Origin of the sequence: Pseudomonas sp. NPDC086112, from assembly GCF_044746425.1 — a bacterium.
Lineage (GTDB): Bacteria > Pseudomonadota > Gammaproteobacteria > Pseudomonadales > Pseudomonadaceae > Aquipseudomonas.
Window position 1 is genome coordinate 76,280 of record NZ_JBIVCD010000020.1, and the last position, 21,309, is coordinate 97,588.

General features: G+C 58.1%; 8 protein-coding genes. 5 read left to right on the forward strand and 3 right to left on the reverse strand.

Annotation, left to right across the window (positions count from 1 at the left end):
• Nucleotides 1-43 precede the first annotated feature (43 nt).
• Nucleotides 44-1,342 carry a mechanosensitive ion channel family protein gene (locus ACIPLA_RS15960; protein ID WP_008069090.1) on the reverse strand — a complete coding sequence of 433 codons (1,299 nt, stop codon included), beginning with the start codon at nt 1,340-1,342 and terminating at the stop codon, nt 44-46.
• A 193-nt stretch (nt 1,343-1,535) separates the two neighbouring features.
• Here ACIPLA_RS15960 and ACIPLA_RS15965 point away from each other — a divergent pair, with 193 nt between their 5' ends.
• Nucleotides 1,536-2,882, forward strand: coding sequence for a DEAD/DEAH box helicase (locus tag ACIPLA_RS15965; RefSeq protein WP_008153197.1), 1,347 nt, complete (start codon nt 1,536-1,538; stop codon nt 2,880-2,882).
• A gap of 135 nt (nt 2,883-3,017) precedes the next feature.
• Here the strand turns inward: ACIPLA_RS15965 and ACIPLA_RS15970 are convergent, their stop codons facing one another.
• Entirely contained in the window at nt 3,018-3,296 is a 279-nt protein-coding gene (locus ACIPLA_RS15970) for a hypothetical protein (RefSeq protein WP_401174074.1), read from the reverse strand.
• A gap of 381 nt (nt 3,297-3,677) precedes the next feature.
• Between ACIPLA_RS15970 and ACIPLA_RS15975 the strand changes: the two genes are divergently transcribed.
• The gene (locus ACIPLA_RS15975) at nt 3,678-16,631 is read left to right on the forward strand and encodes a hemagglutinin repeat-containing protein (RefSeq protein WP_401174077.1); all 12,954 of its coding nucleotides are present in this window, start codon (nt 3,678-3,680) and stop codon (nt 16,629-16,631) included.
• A gap of 14 nt (nt 16,632-16,645) precedes the next feature.
• The gene (locus tag ACIPLA_RS15980) at nt 16,646-17,056 is read left to right on the forward strand and encodes a hypothetical protein (protein ID WP_401174080.1); all 411 of its coding nucleotides are present in this window, start codon (nt 16,646-16,648) and stop codon (nt 17,054-17,056) included.
• 75 nt (nt 17,057-17,131) lie between these two features.
• On the opposite strand, the gene ACIPLA_RS15985 is transcribed toward ACIPLA_RS15980, so the two are convergent.
• Nucleotides 17,132-17,404, reverse strand: a complete 273-nt coding sequence (locus ACIPLA_RS15985; RefSeq protein WP_048397200.1) for a hypothetical protein — start codon at nt 17,402-17,404, stop codon at nt 17,132-17,134.
• A gap of 467 nt (nt 17,405-17,871) precedes the next feature.
• Between ACIPLA_RS15985 and ACIPLA_RS15990 the strand changes: the two genes are divergently transcribed.
• The gene (locus tag ACIPLA_RS15990) at nt 17,872-19,578 is read left to right on the forward strand and encodes a ShlB/FhaC/HecB family hemolysin secretion/activation protein (protein WP_401174083.1); all 1,707 of its coding nucleotides are present in this window, start codon (nt 17,872-17,874) and stop codon (nt 19,576-19,578) included.
• Between the two features lie 25 nt (nt 19,579-19,603).
• A partial coding sequence (locus ACIPLA_RS15995; RefSeq protein ID WP_401174086.1) for a filamentous hemagglutinin N-terminal domain-containing protein occupies nt 19,604-21,309 on the forward strand: 1,706 nt, incomplete at its 3' end.

The following is a 21,309-nucleotide window of genomic DNA, read 5'->3' on the forward strand; positions in this document are numbered from 1 at the left end:
CGCCTTCGCGGGCGAGCCTCGCTCCTACAGGGGATATGCGGGGTTACATAATGTGTTTTTCCGGCTCGGGAATGTGGCTCGCGCCCAACACCGCCGGGAGCAACCCCGACCGCAAGTCCCCGCCACTCGGCTGCTGATAAAGGCTCAAGCCAAACTCCGGCAATACCGCCAGCAGGTAATCGAAAATATCCCCCTGAATCCGCTCGTAATCGGCCCACACGGTGGTGCGGGTGAAGCAGTAGATCTCCAGCGGGATGCCCTGGGCGGTGGTTTGCATCTGGCGAACCATGCAGGTCATGTTCGGCTGGATTTCCGTGTGACTCTTCAGATAGGCCAGCGCATAGGCGCGAAAGGTGCCGATGTTGGTCATCCGTCGACGGTTGGCCGACATCGCTGCGACGTTGCCCTGAGCTTCGTTCCAGGCCTTGAGTTCGGCCTGTTTGCGGTTGATGTAGTCGGTCAGCAGATGCACCTGGGACAGCTTCAGCTCTTCGTCATCGCGAATGAACCGCACGCCGCTGGCGTCGATGAACAAGCTGCGCTTGATCCGGCGGCCACCGGACTGCTGCATGCCGCGCCAGTTCTTGAACGACTCGGACATCAGGCGCCAGGTTGGAATCGAAACGATGGTCTTGTCGAAATTCTGCACCTTGACCGTGTGCAAGGTGATGTCCACCACGTCACCGTCGGCACCGACTTGTGGCATCTCGATCCAGTCGCCGACCCGCAGCATGTCGTTGCTGGTCAGTTGCACGCTGGCGACGAACGACAGCAGGGTGTCTTTGTAGACCAACAGGATCACCGCCGACATGGCGCCCAGACCCGACAGCAGCAACAGCGGCGACCGGTCGATCAGCGTGGCGACGATGATGATCGCGCCAAACACGAACAGCACCATTTTCGCCAGTTGCACGTAGCCTTTGATCGAGCGGGTGCGGGCATGTTCGGTGCGGGCATAGATGTCCAGCAGGGCATTGAGCAATGCGCTGACGGCCAGCACCAGGAACAGAATGGTGAACGACAGCGCCACATTGCCAAGGAAGTTAAGGGCGGTTTTGCTCAGCTCCGGCACCAGGTGCAGACCGAACTGGATCACCAGCGAGGGCGTCATCTGCGCCAGGCGATGAAACACTTTGTTGTGGCGAAAATCGGTGATCCAGTGCAGCGACGGCTGGCGACCGAGGATTTTGGTCGCGTGAAGAATGAGGTAACGCGCCACTCGTCCGAGCACCAGCGCCACCACCAGCAGCAACATCAGCGCGAGCGTGGAATGCAGGAGCGGGTGCTGATCGAGAGCACCCCAGAGGTCTTGGGCGTTGAGCCAGAGCTGTTTGATATCCATGGGTGAAAACGGTTCTTCTGTAGGACGCGACGGGGCGATTAGAGCATTTAAGACGTTCCGGATGACGTTTTGAGACAAAACAGGCAACAAAAAAACCACTGTTTGCAGCCGTTTGTATAAAGAAACTCGGCCTTCGCGCTCGAAACCGTTACCCTATGCAGCTGTTTTTTTGTATTTCTTCGAGGTAGCACCCGTGTTTTCCCAATTCGCCCTGCACGAACGCCTGCTCAAAGCCGTGGCCGAGCTTAAATTTGTCGAGCCAACGCCTGTGCAAGCAGCGGCTATTCCGCTGGCGCTCCAAGGGCGTGACCTGCGGGTGACGGCGCAAACCGGTAGCGGCAAAACCGCTGCATTCGTTTTGCCGATCCTCAACCGCTTGATCGGCCCGGCCAAAGTCCGCGTCAGCATCAAGACCCTGATCCTGCTGCCGACCCGCGAGCTGGCCCAGCAGACCATCAAGGAAGTCGAGCGCTTCGCTCAGTTCACCTTCATCAAGTCCGGCCTGATCACCGGCGGTGAAGACTTCAAGGTCCAGGCCGCCATGCTGCGCAAGGTGCCGGACATCCTGATCGGTACGCCGGGCCGGATGATCGAGCAACTGAACGCCGGTAACCTCGACCTCAAGGAAGTCGAAGTGCTGGTGCTCGACGAAGCCGACCGCATGCTCGACATGGGCTTTGCCGAAGACGTGCAGCGTCTGGTGGAAGAGTGCACCAACCGTCAACAGACCATGCTGTTCTCCGCCACCACCGGCGGTTCGGGCCTGCGCGAGATGGTCGCCAAGGTTCTGAACAACCCTGAACACTTGCAGCTGAACAACGTCAGCGATCTGAACGCCACCACTCGTCAACAGATCATCACCGCCGACCACAATCAGCACAAAGAACAGATCGTGAACTGGCTGCTGGCCAACGAGACCTATCAGAAGGCCATCGTGTTCACCAACACCCGTGCCATGGCCGACCGTATTTACGGCCGTCTGGTGGCGCAGGAATACAAAGCGTTCGTGCTGCACGGTGACAAAGACCAGAAAGACCGCAAACTGGCCATCGACCGTCTGAAGCAGGGCGGCGTGAAAATCCTCGTGGCCACCGACGTCGCCGCCCGTGGCCTGGACGTGGAAGGCCTGGACCTGGTGATCAACTTCGACATGCCGCGCAGCGGCGACGAATACGTTCACCGCATCGGTCGCACCGGCCGCGCCGGCAATGATGGCCTGGCCATCTCGCTGATCTGCCACGGCGACTGGAACCTGATGTCGAGCGTCGAGCGCTACCTCAAGCAGAGCTTCGAGCGCCGCACCATCAAGGAAGTCAAAGGCACCTACGGCGGACCGAAAAAGGTCAAGGCCTCGGGCAAAGCCGTTGGCGTGAAGAAGAAAAAGGTCGACGCCAAAGGCGACAAAAAGAAAACCGGCGCCAAGGCCCCGACCAAGCGCAAGATCGCCAACCGCCCGAAGACCGACGCCCTGTCGCTGGTCAGCAAGGACGGCATGGCCCCGCTCAAGCGCCGCAAGCCGGAAGCGCCGGCTGCTGAATAAGGCGCTGTAGCGTTCCCATAAAAAACCCGGACAGTGTCCGGGTTTTTTTACGTCAAAAAATCGCATCAGCTCTTACAGCTGCACGCTCAAACTCGTGTAGGAGCTGCCGAAGGCTGCGATCTTTGATCTTGCCCGTTAGCTCTCAGCCTTTTTCTCTGCCGACTGCAACTCCTTGAGACGCTGATCAATCAACTGGCACTTATCCGGCAGATCCTTGCTGGCCGTCTCCAGGTCCATCTTCTGCAACTCATCATTGATCTCCTTGGCCTTGGCCGGGTTCTGCTCCGTGATCTTGGCGACCTCCTTGGCCAGTTGTTCACGCTTGGCGGTGGCTTCGTCGGGAGGGCAGGCCCAAACGGGGAGGGCACAGGCGAGGCTGGCGGCAAGGGTCAGTTTCAGCAGGGTGTTTTTCATGAGTGAGCCCCATTTATCAATGTCACGGCGTTATTGAGTGGAGGGTTTTTCCACCCGGAAAGTTCAGGTCATGAACCAAAACCCGCGAGCTAGAGCGTTTGTCGAAAACACTCGGAACGGCTTATTGACGCCAGAATGATGGCAACTTAACATTGTGCTATCACATTGATATCACTTCGCCGTTTCGAGGGACCGAACAGACCATCCGCTCGCTGATGCAATGGTCGTTTGTGCCACGCCTGGGACCTTCTGACCCAAGCGCGCATTTATCCCCTTTGACGTATTCGCTCTGCAAACGCCCCCCAGCATTTGCCGTGTCGGGACGGCTGTGTCTGTGAATTGTTCATTCCACTCTTGCTGATCGAAACGAGACCTTTTGACATGGACGTTCGCCATTACGCCTTCCTCGCTGGCCAGCCTTCTGCTGCGGTCAAAAACCGCGAGCACTTCTGGGGCATGCCCAAGCGCGGGTTGGCGTTCCTGTTGGCCAACGTCATGTTCTGGCAGCCGATGTGGGCCCAGGCGGACGGGATTGTGGTGGCCTCGCCGGGCACCAGTCTCGGCCAGGCGGGTAATGGGGTGCCGATTGTTCAAATCGCCACGCCCAATGGCACGGGCCTGTCGCATAACCAGTTCCACGATTACAACGTCGGCACCCAGGGCGTGATCCTCAACAACGTCGCCAACCAGACTGGCGCGACGCAACTGGGCGGCATCATCGTTGGCAACCCGAATCTCACCAATCGGGTCGCCGCACAAACCATCCTCAACGAAGTGGTCGGCGGCAGCCCCAGCCAGTTGCGCGGGTACACCGAAGTGGCAGGGCAGTCGGCGCGGGTGATCGTCGCCAACCCCTACGGTATCAGTTGCAACGGTTGCGGCTTCATCAACACCCCGCGCGTGACCCTGACCACCGGCAAACCGGTGCTGGACAACGGTCGGCTGGATCGCTTCCAGGTCGATCAGGGCAGCGTTGCCATCGACGGCGCCGGGCTGAACGCCAGCAACGTCGACCGCTTCGAAATCATCACCCGCAGCGCCAGGATCAACGCCGAGATTCAGGCGAAAAACCTGACCATCGTCGCCGGCCGCTACGACGTCAACGCCGACAGCCTCAACGCCACCGCCCGTGCCGATGACGGCAGCACCAAACCAGGGTTGGCCATCGACTCCTCGGCCCTCGGTGGCATGTACGCCGGGGCGATCAAGCTGGTGGGCACCGAGGCCGGGGTCGGGGTGAAACTCGACGGCAAACTGATCGCCAGCGGTGGCGACATCCAGCTCGATGCCAACGGCCACTTGAGCCTGGTCGACACCTCGGCCACGAACGGCGCAGTCAACGTCAAAGCCGCCAGCCTCGATGCGCGCGGCCCGGTCTATGCCGGTACGGCGCTGAACGTGCAAACCCAAGGCAACCTGACCAACCAGCAAACCCTCGCGGCCCGCGACAGCATCACCCTGAGTGCCGGTGGTGTTCTGACCAACAACGGCGTCATCGAGGCCGGGGTCAACACCGACACCAGCCGCAATGCCAACGGTGATGTGAGTCTGAGCACGCAGAACTTCAACAACACCGGCAAAAGTGTGGTGGCCAGCCGTAATCTGACGGTCAATACCAGCCAGACCCTGAGCAACCAGAACGGCACACTGAGCGCCGCGCAAACCGCCAACATCACTGCCGGGACCCTGGACAACCAGAACAGTGGCCGAGTGCTGAGCAGCGGTGCGTTGAGCGTGACGGCCAATCAGGTCCTCAACACCAACGGGGTGATCAATAGCACGGGGAATTTGACGGGTACTGTTGGTCAGTTGAACAACAGCAATGGCGAGTTGACCAGCCTGGCTAACGCAACTCTGAACATGACGTCGCTGGATAACGTCGCGGGTCTGGTGATGGCCGGACGTTTGCTGGATATTACCGCCAGTGGCGCGATCAACAATATCGGGGGCACCCTCGGTGGCAAAAATGGGCTGACCGTCCGCGCACAAAATCTCGACAACAGCCAACAAGGTGAGCTAAGTAGTGAAGGTCAACTGACCACCCGAGTCAGTGGCCTGTTGAACAATCAAAATAAAGGGTTGATCCAGGCCAACGGCGCGATGGATGTGCAGGCCACGCGCCTGGACAACCGTGAAGGCAAGATCTCCGGCCTCAACACGCTAACAGTCAGCAGCAACAACGCAGACAACCGCAACGGCGTGATTCGTGCCGATCAGGCGTTGAAGCTGCTGGTCACCGAGTTGGATAACCGCGACAAAGGACGCCTCGAAAGCAAGGCTGCATTGACCTTTGACGGCAACAAACTGGACAACCGCAACGAGGGGCTGCTGACGGCCAGCGGCCTGATGACCCTCAAGGCCAAGGAGGTCGCCAACGACGCCGGCCGGATCTCCGGCAAGGGCGATGTCGAGGCGAATATCGATGCTCTCAGTCAACAGGGCGGTGAACTGGTTGCCGAAGGTCATCTGAAGCTCACCGGCAAAACCCTGGATAACCAGAAAAACGGCCTCGTCGCGTCCCTCAAGTCGCTGACGGTCAACGTCGAACAGGTCGACAACCGCGGCGGTTCTCTCTCCAGCCAGAGCGACATGCACGTCAGCGGCGCGAACCTGAACAACAGCGACGGCGGCAAAGTGCTGTCTGACACGACCCTGGAACTGAAGGTCGATCAGATCATCAATCAGACCGCCGGCCTGATCTTCAGCAAAGGCGCGAGCACGCTCAAAGGCATCGAGCTTAACAACGTCGCCGGCAAAATTGTCAGCCAGAACAGCCTGGTGTTGACGTTCGACAACGTCATGGACAACCAGCAAGGACTGATCAGCAGTGAAGGAACGCTGACGCTCACCGCCGACACTCTGGACAACCGACTGGGCAAACTGTCCAGCCTCGAAGCCATGACGCTCACCACGACGGCTGCGCTGCAAAACCAGGGTGGTTTGATCGCCTCGCAAAAAGGCGTGACGCTGGTCAGCGGCAGCCTCGACAACAGCGACAAAGGCATCATCAGCGCCAAGGCGGCATCCACCGTCACCACTGGCGAATTCAACAACAGCAAGGGCGGCAGTCTGGCAACTGACGGCACCCTCGACCTGACCGCCAAACACCTGGATAACTCGGCCGGGCAAATTGGCAGTCAGCAGCAGTTGAATGTCTCGGTCACGAGCCTGGATCAAGACGGCGGCGAGCTGTTCAGCAACAGTGACCTGACCCTCGACCTGAACAACGGCCTGCTGAACAACCAGCGCGGCAACCTCCATACACCGGGTCTGTTGCTGTTGAAAAACCTCAATGAGGTGAACAACAGCGGCGGCGAAATCTCCGGTGCCAAGGCCTACAGCCTCACAGCGCAAAGCCTGAACAACAATGGCGGCAAGCTGCTGAGCAACGAAAAACTCACACTCGTTATCGACCGTGCACTGAGCAACGTCAAAGGGCTGATCGCCTCTGCCGGCCTCGACAGCCGCAGTGCCAGCCTGAACAACGCCAGTGGTGAAATCCGTGGTCGCGGCGAAGTGGATCTGACGGTCACCGACGCTTTCGATAACCAGGCCGGTGTGGTCATTGCCGATGACGGGCTGACCGTAAAAGCCGCCAGCCTCGATAACCGCCAGGAGGGTTTGGTAGGGGCCACAAAAGCGCTGAAACTGATCGTCGATGACATCGATAACCGTAACGGCGAACTGTCGAGCAAGGCGGATGTGACACTGATCGGCCAACAACTCGACAACAGCGACGCCGGATACATCCTGGCCGGTGGCAACCTTGCACTGACCGTAGACAAGGTCATCAACCGCAACAAAGGGCTGCTGTCCGGCGACGCCGGGTTGACGCTGACCGGGAAAACCCTGGAAAACAGCGGTCGCCTGACCACGCTGAACAACCTCACGGTGAACCTCACCTCGGACCTGGACAACAATTCAGGCAGCCTCGTCAGTGAGGGCGAACTGGCAATCGATGCCCAGAGCCTGAGCAACAACGGCGGCACGGTTTCCAGCGCCAAGGCACTCACAGTCGATAGCAAGGGCGCGGTCAGCAACCAGGGCGGCAAGCTGTTGACCGACACCACACTGACCCTCACCAGCACCAGTCTGGATAACCAGCAAAAAGGTGCGATTAGCAGCAAAGGTGGGTCGAACATCACCACCGGCGTGCTCAATAACAGCCAAGCCAGTATTTACGCAGGCGACCGTCTGGATCTGACCGCCGGCCAGGTCACCAACACCGGTGGCAGCATCGGCGCGGCCACCTCGCTGGTTGCCAACGTCAGAGGCCTCGATCAGCAAGGCGGCAAACTGTTCAGCAAGGGCACCTTGAGCCTGGACGTGAACGGCGGCGCGCTGAACAACCAGGACGGTTTCATCAGCGCACCAGGCCAGTTGCTGCTGAAAAACCTTGCTGACGTAAATAACCGCAACGGTGAAATCTCCAGCGAGGAAGCCTTCGACCTGATCGCCAAACAACTGGATAACAGCGGCGGTCAACTGCTCAGCAATCAGAAACTCACGCTGCAGATCGACAACGCGCTGGCCTCGGTCAAAGGCAAAATCGCCGCCGCGGCATTGCAAGTTCGCGCCGCCAGTCTGGATAACAGCGCCGGCACAATGCTCAGCGATGGCGATCTGCAAGTGACCGTCGACGGTCTACTGACCAACCAGAACAAAGGCCTGATCAAAGCGGCCGGACAACTCACCCTCAACAGCAACGGGCTGGATAACCAGGGCGGTACGTTGCTGGGCGGCACAGGCCTGAGCATCGATCTGGGTGCAACACCTGCCGACCTCAATAACCAGAACGGCCTGATCAACACCAAGGGCGTGTTGAGCATTGCGCACCTGCGTGACCTGAATAACCAGAAAGGCGAAATCTCCAGCGTCAACAGTTTCAGTCTGACCGGCAACACGCTGGACAACCACGGCGGCAACCTGATCAGCAATGATCAATTGACCCTCAACGCTACCCGTCTGAATAACCAGAGCGGCCTGATTTCCGGTTGGAACAAACTCACCGTTTCCGGCGGTAGTCTCGACAACAGCCAGGAAGGGACACTCTCCAGTTTGCTCGGCAATCTGAACATCGACCTCAGCGGTGCGCTAATCAATAACGCCAAGGGCGGCCTGGCGGGCAAAGGCGACGTGATCATCACCGCTGCCAGTCTCGACAACAGCAACGGCATCGTCACCAGTGGCGGCAAGCAGACACTGACGATGACTCAAGGTGCGATCAACAACACCTCGGGTGGCTTGATCGAAAGCAGCGGAACACTGGATATCAGCGCAACCTCCTTGAACAACGCGTCGGGGAACGTCACCGCGAACAAAGCGCTGACCTTCACCGGTACAAGCCTGGATAACAGCAACGGCAGCCTGGTCGGCGCAGACAGCGTCACCCTTGATCTGCTCGGTGCGCTGACCAACGCCAAAGGTGCGTTGGCTAGTACAGGGCCGCTGGTGATCAAGCGTTCCAGCAGCATCGATAACCAGGGTGGCCAACTGCTCAGTCAAGGGTTGTTGAGCCTGTTGACTGGAAACCTGAATAACAGTCTGGAGGGCACCGTGGCTGCCAATGGGCAGCTCGACCTCACCGCCATCGGCAGTGTTCGCAACGACGCCGGCGGCCTGATCTCCAGTCGCGACGCAGGCGTCAACGTCAAAGCTGCGTCCCTCAACAATGCTGGCGGCGCGCTGCAAAGTCTGGGCGCATTGACCCTGGACGTGAAGGGCGGCGCCATCGACAACCAGGGCGGCAAGGTCATCGCCCAGAACGGTGAGCTGAACATCACCGCCGCCAGCCTGGACAGCCGCGCCGGCGTGCTATCGAGCCTCAAAGGCTTGCTGCAGACCCGCCTGACGGGTGTATTGCGCAACGGGCAAGGCGGCAAGATCGAAGGCAACCGCCTCGATCTTCAGGCCTTGGGCGGAATCTACAGCGACGGCGGACGCATCGCCGCCAAAGACGGCAACATTCTGCTTAACGCTGGCAGCGCCACTATCGATAACAGCAACGGCGGAATCTACGCCAAAGGCCTGGTCAAGGTTATCGGCGGTTCGCTGAACAACAATGCCGGCAAGATCAGCGGCGATGGTATCGACGTCGTTCTCGATAGCAACCTCACCAACCGCGGCGGCTTGATTGAAAGCGCCGGTACCCTCGCAGTGCGTGCCGCCAGCCTCGATAACCAGACGGGCAAACTGCGCGCGCTGGGTATCAGCGGGAAAACCAATTTCCAGATCGGCAGCCTGTTCGATAACCGCAATGGCCTGGTGGAAACGGCGAATACCGACCTGACCCTCGCGACGCCGAGCTTCTTGAATGCGGGCGGAACCGTGACTCATGTGGGCGTGGGTGAGTTCGATATCTCGACGGCCAATGTCATGAACGCTGGCGGTTCGCTCGTGACGCGTGGTGGGCTGACGCTGAATGCCGATAGCTGGACTAACAGCAGTGTGATTCAGGCGGGGCGGTTGCGAGTCAATGTCAATAACCTGGTGCAAACCGCAGGCGGCCAGTTGCTGGGCTCCGACAGTTTCATCGGCAGTGGGGTCAATTGGTCCAACGAAGGCCTGCTGGCCAGTAACGGCACCTTCAGTCTCGACTTGAGCGGAGCGTATGGCGGCAATGGGCGGGTCAGCAGTGTCGGGAATTTGGGGCTCACGGCCTCTCAGATCGATTTGACCTCCGCGGCGAGTATCACTGGCGCTTCGGCTTCTATGGTTACCAGCCGTGGCAGTCTGAACAACTTTGGTCGAATCACTTCGGCTGACAGTCTGACTGTCAATGCAGCCTCACTGACCAACAACGGAACTCTTGGTGGCGCCGGCAAGTTGCGCATCAGCAGCAATTCGCTGCTCAACCAGAACGGTCTGATATTCAGCGGCGGCGATATGGACCTGCGGGTGGGCACACTGACCAACCGTTTTGCCGATATCTATGGCATGAGCAACATCAGCATCGCCCGGGATGACAGCAGTGGCTGGAGTTCATCGATCAACAACATCTCGGGGACGATTGAAAGTGTCGGCGACCTCACCATGGCAGCCGGTTACATCGAAAACCGCAAGGACGTGTTCGAAGTGGCTGGTGGTGGGCTGATTTCTGGAGCCATTGGTATCCAATGCAAGTCCTGTTCCTCGTTCGAGGATTACATGCAGCAATACCCAAGCCATCTGGTGTGGGTGGAAAACTATCAATCTGAAATTGCTCAGGACTCTGCTTCGGCGACTTTCACTGCTGGACGAAATATGCTGGTAAACGGCGGGACTTTCCTCAATAAGGTTTCCACCGTCACTGCCGGAAACGACATGACACTCAATCTTCAGAACTTCACCAGCGAAGGTGCGTCAGTCGGTACGTATAGCGTCAGGAAGTCCTTTGCGATTCCATCCAAGAGTTATAGTTTTTGGCACTCGATACTAGAGTACAACGCAGCCAATGATCCTCTTTACGATTCCGGCCAGCTCGCTTATGTAGGCGGTGAGCGGGTTATCCGGCCCAACATTCGTTTGTGGACCACCAATGGTGTTGAGTCGTTCAAGGGGGTCGGGACCAGGCAAGGCGGAGAGCAGACTCCTTACGTGGTATTTGGCCCGGTATGGATCGAGGATCCGGGTAAGCTCTACATACCCGCACCCCACTATAACGATGGTGTACGCACCGAGGCGCCAGCCCTCGTCAAGAATGCGGTTTTTTTTGAGAACACCATTACCGAAAGCAGCCCGTCGTCAACCGCCAATGCTGTCGTTCAGGCCGGCGGCAAGGTCTACATCAACGCTACAAAAAACCTGACCAATACCGTGCTTCGTGACGGCTACGCTCCTGGCACCCGGGGACCACGCGTAGGGTCCACGCAACTCGCCGGTCAGGTCACCCCAACCGTCATCAGTATCAATTCACAGTTGCCGCCGGACCTGGCCCAACAACAGGTCAACCCGCTAGCACTTCCCGGTTTCACCCTGCCAACGGGTGATAACGGCCTGTTCCGTCTTAGCCGTAAAGACGGCACCGAGCAAACGATGGTACCCGGACAGAGCTGGACCATTGGCTCCGTTACGGCCGCTACCACGCAGCGTTCGGACGGCATGCCTGTCAGGCAAGCCACCGAGCTCCAGTTCGACAAGAACGACCCGGTCTCGGTCAAAAAGCGCGAACTGGCCCTGGCCAGTCGCCCATCGGTGAATCTCAACGACAAGACCGCTCAGGTCAACGTCAATGCCGCCGCCGGTGACGGTCCGGTCGGTGTGCTATTGCCCGGGAACCCTTCCTTCAATGTGCCGCGTGTGCAGGGGCTGCCTGACACCAGCGTGCGCTCCAACCCGCACAAATACCTGATCGAAACCAACCCGGTACTGACCAACCTCAAGCAATTCATGAGTTCGGATTACCTGTTGGCGAACCTCGGCTACAACCCGGACACCAGCGCCAAGCGCCTGGGCGATGGCTTGTTCGAGCAACGTCTGGTCCAGCAATCGATCGTCGCTCGCACCGGCCAACGTTTCATCGACGGCCAGACTTCCGACGAGGCGATGTTCAAGTACCTGATGAACAACGCCATCGCCAGCAAGGACCAGTTGAACCTGTCCATGGGCGTGACGCTGACCTCCCAGCAAGTTGCCGCCCTGACCCACGACATCGTCTGGCTCGAAGAGCACGTAGTGAACGGTGAAAAAGTCCTGGTGCCGGTGCTTTATCTGGCCCAGGCCAACAACCGTCTGGCACCCAATGGCGCATTGATCCAGGGCGGCGACGTGACCCTGATCGCCGGCCAGGACCTGAACAACGCCGGGACCTTGCGCGCTACCAATAATCTGTCAGCCGAAGCCGGAAACGACCTGACCAACTCGGGGCTGATCGAGGCGGGTGATCGCCTGACGCTGAAGGCGGGCAACAACATCGTCAACAAATCGGGCGGGATTATTTCCGGTCGTGACGTGACGCTGACTGCCACCAATGGCGATGTCATCAACCAGCGTGACGTGACCGGCATTGATGTCCGCCGGGGTGGGAGTTTGCTCCATCGCGACTATCTCGATAACGCGGCACGGATCGAGGCGGCCAATGATCTGAGCATTAATGCCGGTCGAGACATCAACAACATCGGTGGCGTTTTACAGAGCGGGCGTGATCTTGAGCTTATCGCCGATCGTGACGTCAACATCACCTCGGTCCAGGATCGCAGCACCAATGCGCGTGGCAGCAACTTCCTCAACCAGACCATTACCCAGCATGCTGCTGAGGTGACGTCGGGTCGGGATCTTACCATCCGTGCCGACCGCGACATCACCGCCATTGCCAGTCGATTGGATGCCAAACTCGATGTTGAATTGAGCGCGGGTAATGACATTCTCCTGGCCTCTGCAGCCAATGAGAGCGATTACGTGTCTCGCAGCAAGAAAAGGGCACAGGAGAGCCACAGCATCAGCCAACAGGCCACAGTGCTGAATTCAGGGCGGGATATTGCGATTTATGCGGGCAATGATTTGGGCATTATTGCCAGCCGAATCAAGGCTCAAGAGGACATCAGTCTCGATGCCGAGCAGGACATCATTGTCGCTTCGGCCAAAGATGAAAGCTCTTCTTACTACTACAAGAAGAAAAACGGTTCCTTCGGGCGCAGTAAAACCACTCAGAGCGAGAGCTACGACAGCACTAACGTCGCTTCGGTCATCGATGCAGGCCAGGATCTGACCGTCAACACCAGAAAAGACGAAGACGGCAGTGTCAGTCTCAATGGGGGGCGCAATGTCACTATCATCGGCAGTCAACTGAAGGCCGGTGATGATTTGGTAGTGGGTGCCACGAATGACGTCTCGATACTTTCAGGTATCGAAGAAAGCGGCTCCTACAACAAAAAAACCAAAACAGGGTTGTTCGGGATGTCGTCGAGCGGCAGCAGCCAGCTCAAGACCAACGTTACCCAAGTTGGTAGCGAGCTCAATGCCGGTAATGATGCGGTCATTATTGGTGGCCGTGATGTGAATTTGAATGCCAGTGTCATCAACGCTGACAACAATGCAGAGCTGCACGCCGGACTGTTGGATAAAACCGGTGACATCAATCTCTCCTCTGCAGACAACGAAGCCTACAGCCGTGCCGAAGAGTTCAAGAAAAAGCTTGGCTTGTCGCTCAAAGACACTGTCGGTCTGTTCGCAGGCACACCGGGCGCCGGCGCCGACATCACGTTGAATGCTTCCCACAAAGGAGGGCGTGAAGTCGTCAGCGTCACCAGTGTCGGCAGTCAGATCAATGCCGGCAATGACGCTATTTTGAAAGCCACTCGGGATATCAACATCATCGGCAGCGGCATCAACGCCGGTCACGACGCGAACATTGACGCGGGCCGTGACGTGAACGTAGTGGCGAGTACCGATCAGCAGCGCAGCAGCAGTTGGGAAACTGATAAGAGCTACGGCATCAAGCAAACGATCGATAACAATGGGTTCAGCACGTTTGTTGGTAATGAAACTATCAAGCACGGGGTAGACAGCAGCGGTCATACCGCAGCAGGTAGCTCGATCTCTGCGGGGCAAAACCTGAAGGTCAACGCTGGTCGCGACGTTAATCTGCAGGGCTCGGACTTGCAGTCGGGTATCGATCTGAAGTTGAAAGCCGAACGCGACATCAATATCGACGCCGCAGAGCAGGCCAGTGCAATCACTACTTGGGACAGCGTGAAGCGTAACGGCACTACAACCACTGTTGCCTACAACATCGGTAATACGATCGATAGTCTCAAAGGCACCGGTAAAGGTGAGGATGGGGTTAGCCAAGTGTCGAGCGTGTTGAAGGCGGTCGATACTCTCGGTCAGTTTTTCAGCGGGCCGAGTTTTGATGGACACGCGGGTGCTTCGAGTACCAGCCAGACTCGGACGCAGACATCTGTTACCAATCGCCCTACGACTCTTTCGGCAGCCAATGACATCAGTCTGGAAGCCGGTAATAACGTCAGCGTGCACGGGAGTCAGTTGGATTCCGGGCGAGACATCAACATTACGGGTCGCAACATCACGCTCGATGTTGCCCATGGTGCTGAAGGCAGTGACGGAAATCAGACCCAGAGCAAGGGCGGCCTCAAAGGCGGCACAACCGGTGGCTTCAAGCTCGGGGTCGGTATCAGCAATGCCGGAAGCCAGGATGAGTCGACTCAAGGCAACTCCACACCAACGCAGCTCAATGCTGGTGGCAGCATCAATCTGGACGCGAAAAACGACCTGACGCTGATTGGCACCCAAGCCGTCGCTGAGCGTGATATCAAGCTCAAGGCAGGCAACGACCTGAATATTCTGGCGGCGCAAAATGCATCGAGCAGTGAAAACAGTCGTCGCAGTTGGGGTGCTGAAGGGGGTGTGATTGCCGGACAGGACGGGTTCGGCTTCTACGGCTCCGTCAACGCCGGTTTGGGTGACCTTGAACGACAGGGCGTTCAGCAGCAGCAAGCCTACCTGTACGCGGGTAATAGCCTGAACTTCAAAAGCGGTCGTGATACCACCATTGCCGGCGCCACCTTACGCGGTGACGAAGTGATTGGTGATGTCGGGCGCAACCTCACCGTGACGTCCGTGCCAAACACCGGCAAGGTTGATGGCAAAGAGTTCGATGCCAGCCTCACCGTGGCCGTCAGCTTCGGTGTAACTGCCAGCGGCTCCTTGGGTTACGGCCAAACCAATGGCAAAACTAACTGGGTCGAAAACCAGACCGTAATCAGTGGCAAAAATAAAGTCGATATACGCACTGAAAATCACACTCAGCTGGATGGAGCGCTGGTGTCCGCCGACAACGGCAATCTCAAACTGGACACCGACACCCTGGGCTACCGCAACATCATCGGCAAGGACAATGAGCACGGTTATTACCTCAACGTCAGCGGCAGCTATGGTGGCGGAGGCGGGGGCTCTCAGGCCGACAAACCGAACAAGGGCATGGAAGGGCCGGAAAAAAGCAGCTGGGCGGTGGAAGGTTACAACTACACCAAGGATCGCGAGCAGACACTGAATGCCACGGTCGGCGCGGGCGAGATTGTTGTTCGTCGTGACAAGGTGACAGGTCAGGACTCCACGGCAGGCCTTAACCGTGATGTGAACAAGGCATATGAGGTGACTCGCGATGACGAGCACCGAACGGATCTGTACGTAAGCAGCACTTCGCTCGGCGCTGTCCTGGATCCTGAAAAGACATTCGATCAGTGGGTGAAGAGTGTCGAGAATTACGGTGAGAACAGCATTGAATCGCTGAACAAGCTGGCGGATCTCGTGTTTGCCACCAACGCCTTCGTGCAAGGCTATGGCGTCGGTATGGCTAATTATGTTCTTGCCAACCGCACTGCTACCCGAGTGCTTCTGAAGCTATTGCGTAACGAGTCAACACGAAAAGAAACAGTCAATACCGCGATCGATAGGATGATGAGCGGGGCTTCAACCCCTGAATCACAAGCGCTCGCCGCACGCATTACCGAAATCGCAGCGACTAATCCTGATTTAGCATTGGGCTTGTTGATTGCTCTTAAGCGCTTGCAAACTCCTCAGCCTGGACGATCGAACTTTTTGCCTCTGGTGATGGCCGGTGGTGCTCTGGCCACCTTAGGGGCGGCGTTGCTGACGGTCGCGAACTCACCGCAGAACCAGGAAAATATGCGCAATGCAGTGAATGCCCTGCTTGAGTCGACGAAAGACGCGGGTCTGCAATCTTACGAGCGTCTCAAGTTGGCCGCTGAGTTGTGGGAAGGCATTCTCGGCACGGCATTTCCAATCCACCTGCTTGACCCTAAATATGGGACGTTGATCAATCCAATAGAGGACACTGACGTTCAGCATCCAGTGAGTGCCGGTGGATTTACCATCCAGCCTTCATCGCCAAGCAATACTGGGGGAAGCACGATCGAAGACGGCGGAGGATGGAGCACTACTTCCCCCGCGGTGGATCCGAATCTGTCGCCAGGTAACATGTTCAGTAGTCCTGTTGACTACGATCATATTATCGGCGCCGATTATAATGGGGATGACAAACCAACTGGTGCTCATACATTGTTGAATGGGGATGTGAGAATTGTTCCGGGAACACAGACTGCTCCTGACGCATCGGGTGTCTATGAGGCAACTGTTCAGGTACCGGACCCGAAGAATCCCGGGCAGTGGTTAACCAAAACGACGAATGATTCGAGAAATAGCATGTTCCCGGCTACTTGGGACAAGGCACGACTGATAGATGAAATTGACGGCGCCTGGAATAGTCCTAACAAAGTTGTAACGGGAACCATATGGCGATCGAAGACGCCATCCGGGGTTACGGTTAGGGGGTACACGTCACCAAGGGTAACCGTTTACCCAATCTATAAACCTTGAAGCAGGGGAGAGGGATGGAACTGAAGTATTACTACATATCGGGGGGTCATCACGCTATTTCAGGGGAGGTACTTTACTTGGCAGCGATGGTTTCATCGGGAGAAAATGCCCAGCGCTATGAGCTGTATATATGCTCTGTGCTGGACGCTATTGCTCAAACCCAACAGGGATGCGACCGACTGCTTAATTGCATTACATCAATCGAAAATGGCTCGGAAACATCCGTCAAGGGCGGGGGGAATGATGTTGAGCTGACCATGGACGCTTCAGGTGTACAGGTCGACATCCTGATCAACGACGACTGGGTCGGACAACCCGAGGGTAAATTTACCCTGCAGGAATGGCGTCTGGTTCTGGAGCAGTGGAGGTATTTCCTGGGACTGCCTGAATCGTTGGAAACAGTAGTTACCGTGAAACTGCCGTAGAAAAAATCCAAACGCATCAGATTTTACTTGTTCGCATAACGGGAAACGGGCAACCAACAGGTCGCCCATTTTCATTCACTCCGCAGCCTGCGCCCGCAACCGCCGACCAATCACATCCATCAAATCACAACCATCTCGTAACGGTATGGCCAGCAGTTTTGAAAAGTCGGAAAGCACCACCGTGTCGCAACCGATCTCGGCGCGGAAGGCAATGTTTTCCAGCACCTGAGTAACGGTGCGGATGCGGTAGTCAGCCATGGCGTGCAGAACATCGAGTGGAGCTTGGGTGTCGATCAGCAGAGATGCCGGGATCAAGTCGATTCCGGTGAGGGGCATGTATCTATCCATAGGTGGAGCCTCGTTTAGTTTATTGAGACTGCCAACAAATCGTCGCCAAACGAAGAGGGTGGCAGCTGTACGCGGGTTGGCGAACCGGAAACGAGTAACCGGCAGACCCGAAGGTCTCCCGCGCACAACTGCCATAAAAAAGCAGTTTTGCGGATGCGGAGGCGCCTGCAAATAAGCAGACAGCTCTCGCACTCGTTAGTCAGGTCGCCAAACCCGGTCGCCATGTGGACGACGGGCGGACTATAAGCTTCATCGTTCCGACGGTGCAAGGCGTCTGATTCCGAGGTTTGCGTAGGACTTTGTCCGCACAGGCAATCGCCTGCAGGACATTCATCAAATCCCACCTCACCAACTCATACCGTCCGTCAACCCCCACCCCCAAATGGATCCATTCATTGACGCCAGAATAATGGCCATCTAACATCGCGCCACTATTCTGATATCACTCTCCATTCGAGGGAACGAACATGTACCCACCCGCCCTCGTGGCGAGGTTGTGCCTGGCTTTGCTGTGCCTTTCTCCGCTGAATCTTGCTCACGCCGCCCCCACCCCCGGTGAAACCGATCTGATCCGCGAACGTCAGGATCGCTTGCTCGAAGAGCAGCGTCGGCGTCTCGAAGAACTCAAGGAGTTACCCGGCAAGGAAGCCAAACCCACGCAACCGACGACCCCAGCCGACGCGCGTTGTTTCCCCATCAAGGACATCGAGCTCAAAGGCGCCGACAGTCTCTCGGACAGCGATAAAAATCGCCTGCTCAAGCCTTACATCGGTCAGTGCCTGGGCGTCACGCAGCTCAACGAGTTGCTGAAAGTCATCACCGATCATTACATCGAGAAGGGCCTGGTCACGAGCCGGGCCTATTTGCCGCAGCAGGATTTGTCCGGTGGGCATTTGAAGGTGCTGGTGGTCGAGGGCAGGCTCGAAGGATTGAAGGGCGCGGAGGGCAGCAAGCTGTCGGACCGTGAATTGGGGATGGCTTTTCCCGGCAAGAGCGGTGAGCTGGTCAATCTGCGGGAAATCGAGCAGATGGTGGATCAGTTGAACCGCTTGCCGTCGAATCAGGCGCAGATGGAGTTGTCGCCGGGCAAGAACGTTGGTGGCAGCGAAGTACTGGTCAAGAACACCCCGCAGAAACCGTGGCGTGCCGGTTTGTCTCGCAGTAATGACGGCCAGCGCAGCACCGGCGAGCAGCAGTGGGGCACGACGTTTGATTGGGACAGCCCACTGGGTCTGGCCGATCAGTTGATGTTGCGCGGCGGTCACGACGCGATGACCGATCACCAGCACACCTCCAACAATGCGATGCTCAATTACAGCGTGCCGTGGGGCTGGTGGAATTTCAGTTACACCTACAGCCAGAGCGAGTACCGCTCGCAAGCGCAGGCCAACGGTTTCAATTTCAAGCAGACCGGCGACAGCGAAAACCATCAGTTGCGTGCCGAGCGGGTGATCCATCGCGATGCCCTGAGCAAGACCTCCCTCAGCACCGGTGTTTCGTACCTGCGCACCAACAATTTCATCGAAGACAGCAAACTCAAGCTGAGCAGCAACCGCATCAGCGAAGCGCAGTTCGGCATCAACCACGGTCGACGGGTCGGCAGTGCCTTCGTCAACCTCGACCTGGGGATGCAGGAAGGCATCGGCGCGTTCGACGCGCAGGGCAACGGTCACCCGGGCCCTGGTGAGCCGGATGCGCGTTACCGCAAATACACCGCCACCGCGAGCTATTTGCAGCCGTTCAAAGTGTGGGGCGAGTCCTTCAGTTTCAGCAGCCTGATGACCGGCCAGCGCAGCGAAGACGTGCTGTTCAGCCCGCAACGCACCAGCCTCGGCGGGCAGTCATCGATCCGCGGTTACAAGGATCAATCCTTGTCCGGCGACAGCGGCGGCTACTGGCGCAACGACCTGCGCTGGAGCCGCCCGGTGACCCTGGAATGGCTGCGCCCGGTGTTCGCCGAATACGGCACCAGTCTCGGTTACGACCAGGGCGTGATCCGTGGCGACCGCTACAACGGCGATCAGCACGGGCGGATGTCGAGCAACTCCGTGGAGCTGTTTGCCCGAGGTCAGCACGTGGCCGCCAGCGTGACCTTTGCCCATTCCCTGGAACGCCCTGACGTGCTGACCGAGCGCGAAGCGCCGATCTATTTCCGCGTGGATGTCTTCCTCTAAATTCTGCTTTAACGAGATTCAAATCATGGACGTTCGTCAACTGGCCTTTCTGGCTGGTCAGCCTTCTGCTGCCATCAAAAAACGCGAGCACTTCTGGGGCATGCCCAAGCGCGGGTTGGCGTTCCTGTTGGCCAACGTCATGTTCTGGCAGCCGATGTGGGCCCAGGCCGACGGGATTGTGGTGGCTTCGCCGGGGACCAGTCTCGGCCAGGCGGGCAATGGGGTGCCGATTGTTCAAATCGCCACGCCCAACGGCACGGGCCTGTCGCATAACCAGTTTCACGATTACAACGTCGGCACCCAGGGCGTGATCCTCAACAACGTCGCCAACCAGACCAGCGCCACGCAACTGGGCGGCATCATTGTCGGCAACCCCAACCTGACCAACCGGGTCGCGGCGCAAACCATCCTCAACGAAGTGGTCGGCGGTAGCGCGAGTCAGTTACGCGGTTACACCGAAGTGGCGGGGCAGTCGGCCCGGGTGATCGTCGCCAACCCCTATGGCATCAGCTGCAATGGCTGCGGCTTCATCAACACCCCGCGCGTGACCCTGACCACCGGCAAACCGGTGCTGGACAACGGTCGTCTCGATCGCTTCCAGGTCGATCAGGGCAGCGTTGCCATCGACGGCGCCGGGCTCAACGCCAGCAACGTCGACCGCTTCGAAATCATCACCCGCAGCGCCAGGATCAACGCCGAAATTCAGGCGAAAAACCTGACCATCATCGCCGGCCGCAACGACGTCAACGCCGACAGCCTCAACGCCACCGCCCGCGCCGATGATGGCAGCGCCAAACCACAACTGGCCATCGACTCCTCGGCCCTCGGCGGCATGTACGCCGGGGCGATCAAACTGGTGGGCACCGAGGCCGGGGTCGGGGTGAAACTCGATGGCAACCTGGCCGCCAGTGGCGGGGATATCCAGCTCGATGCCAATGGGCATCTCAGCCTCGCGCAGACGTCGGCCACAGGCATCGTGAATGTCAAGGCCGCCAGCCTCGATGCGCGCGGCCCGGTCTACGCCGGCACCGCCGTCAACGTGCAAACCCAAGGCAACCTGACCAACCAGCAAACCCTCGCGGCCCGCGACAACATCACGTTGAGTGCCGGCGGTGTACTGACCAACAACGGCATCATCGAAGCCGGAGTCAACGCTGACACCAGCCGCAATGCAAACGGCGATGTGAGCCTGAGCGCGCAGAACCTCAACAACACCGGCAAGACGGTGGTGGCCAGCCGTACCCTGACGGTCAACACCAGCCAGACTCTGAGCAATCAGGGCGGCACATTGAGCGCCGCGCAAACCGCGAACATCACGGTTGGAACGCTGGACAATCAAAATAACGGGCGGGTGTTGAGCAAGGGCAATCTCAACCTTACGGCCAGTCAGTTGCTCAACGGCCAAGGACTGATTAACAGCACCGGTAATCTCAACGCCACCCTTGGCCACCTGAACAACCGCAATGGCGAGGTGTCCAGCACGGGCATCACCACGGTTGTGGGCCAGAGTCTGGACAACAGCGATGGCCGCCTTGTCGCTCAGCGCGGGCTGGATATTCGCCTCGATAATGCGTTAAGTAACGTCGAAGGCCTGATCAGCAGCGAAGGCACTCTGACGGTCAACGCGGCCAGCCTAGACAGCACTCGCGGCAGCTTGTCGAGCGCCGGCGCGCTGGCGCTGACCACGACGGGAATGCTGAACAATCAGGACGGTTCGATCACCACCGACAG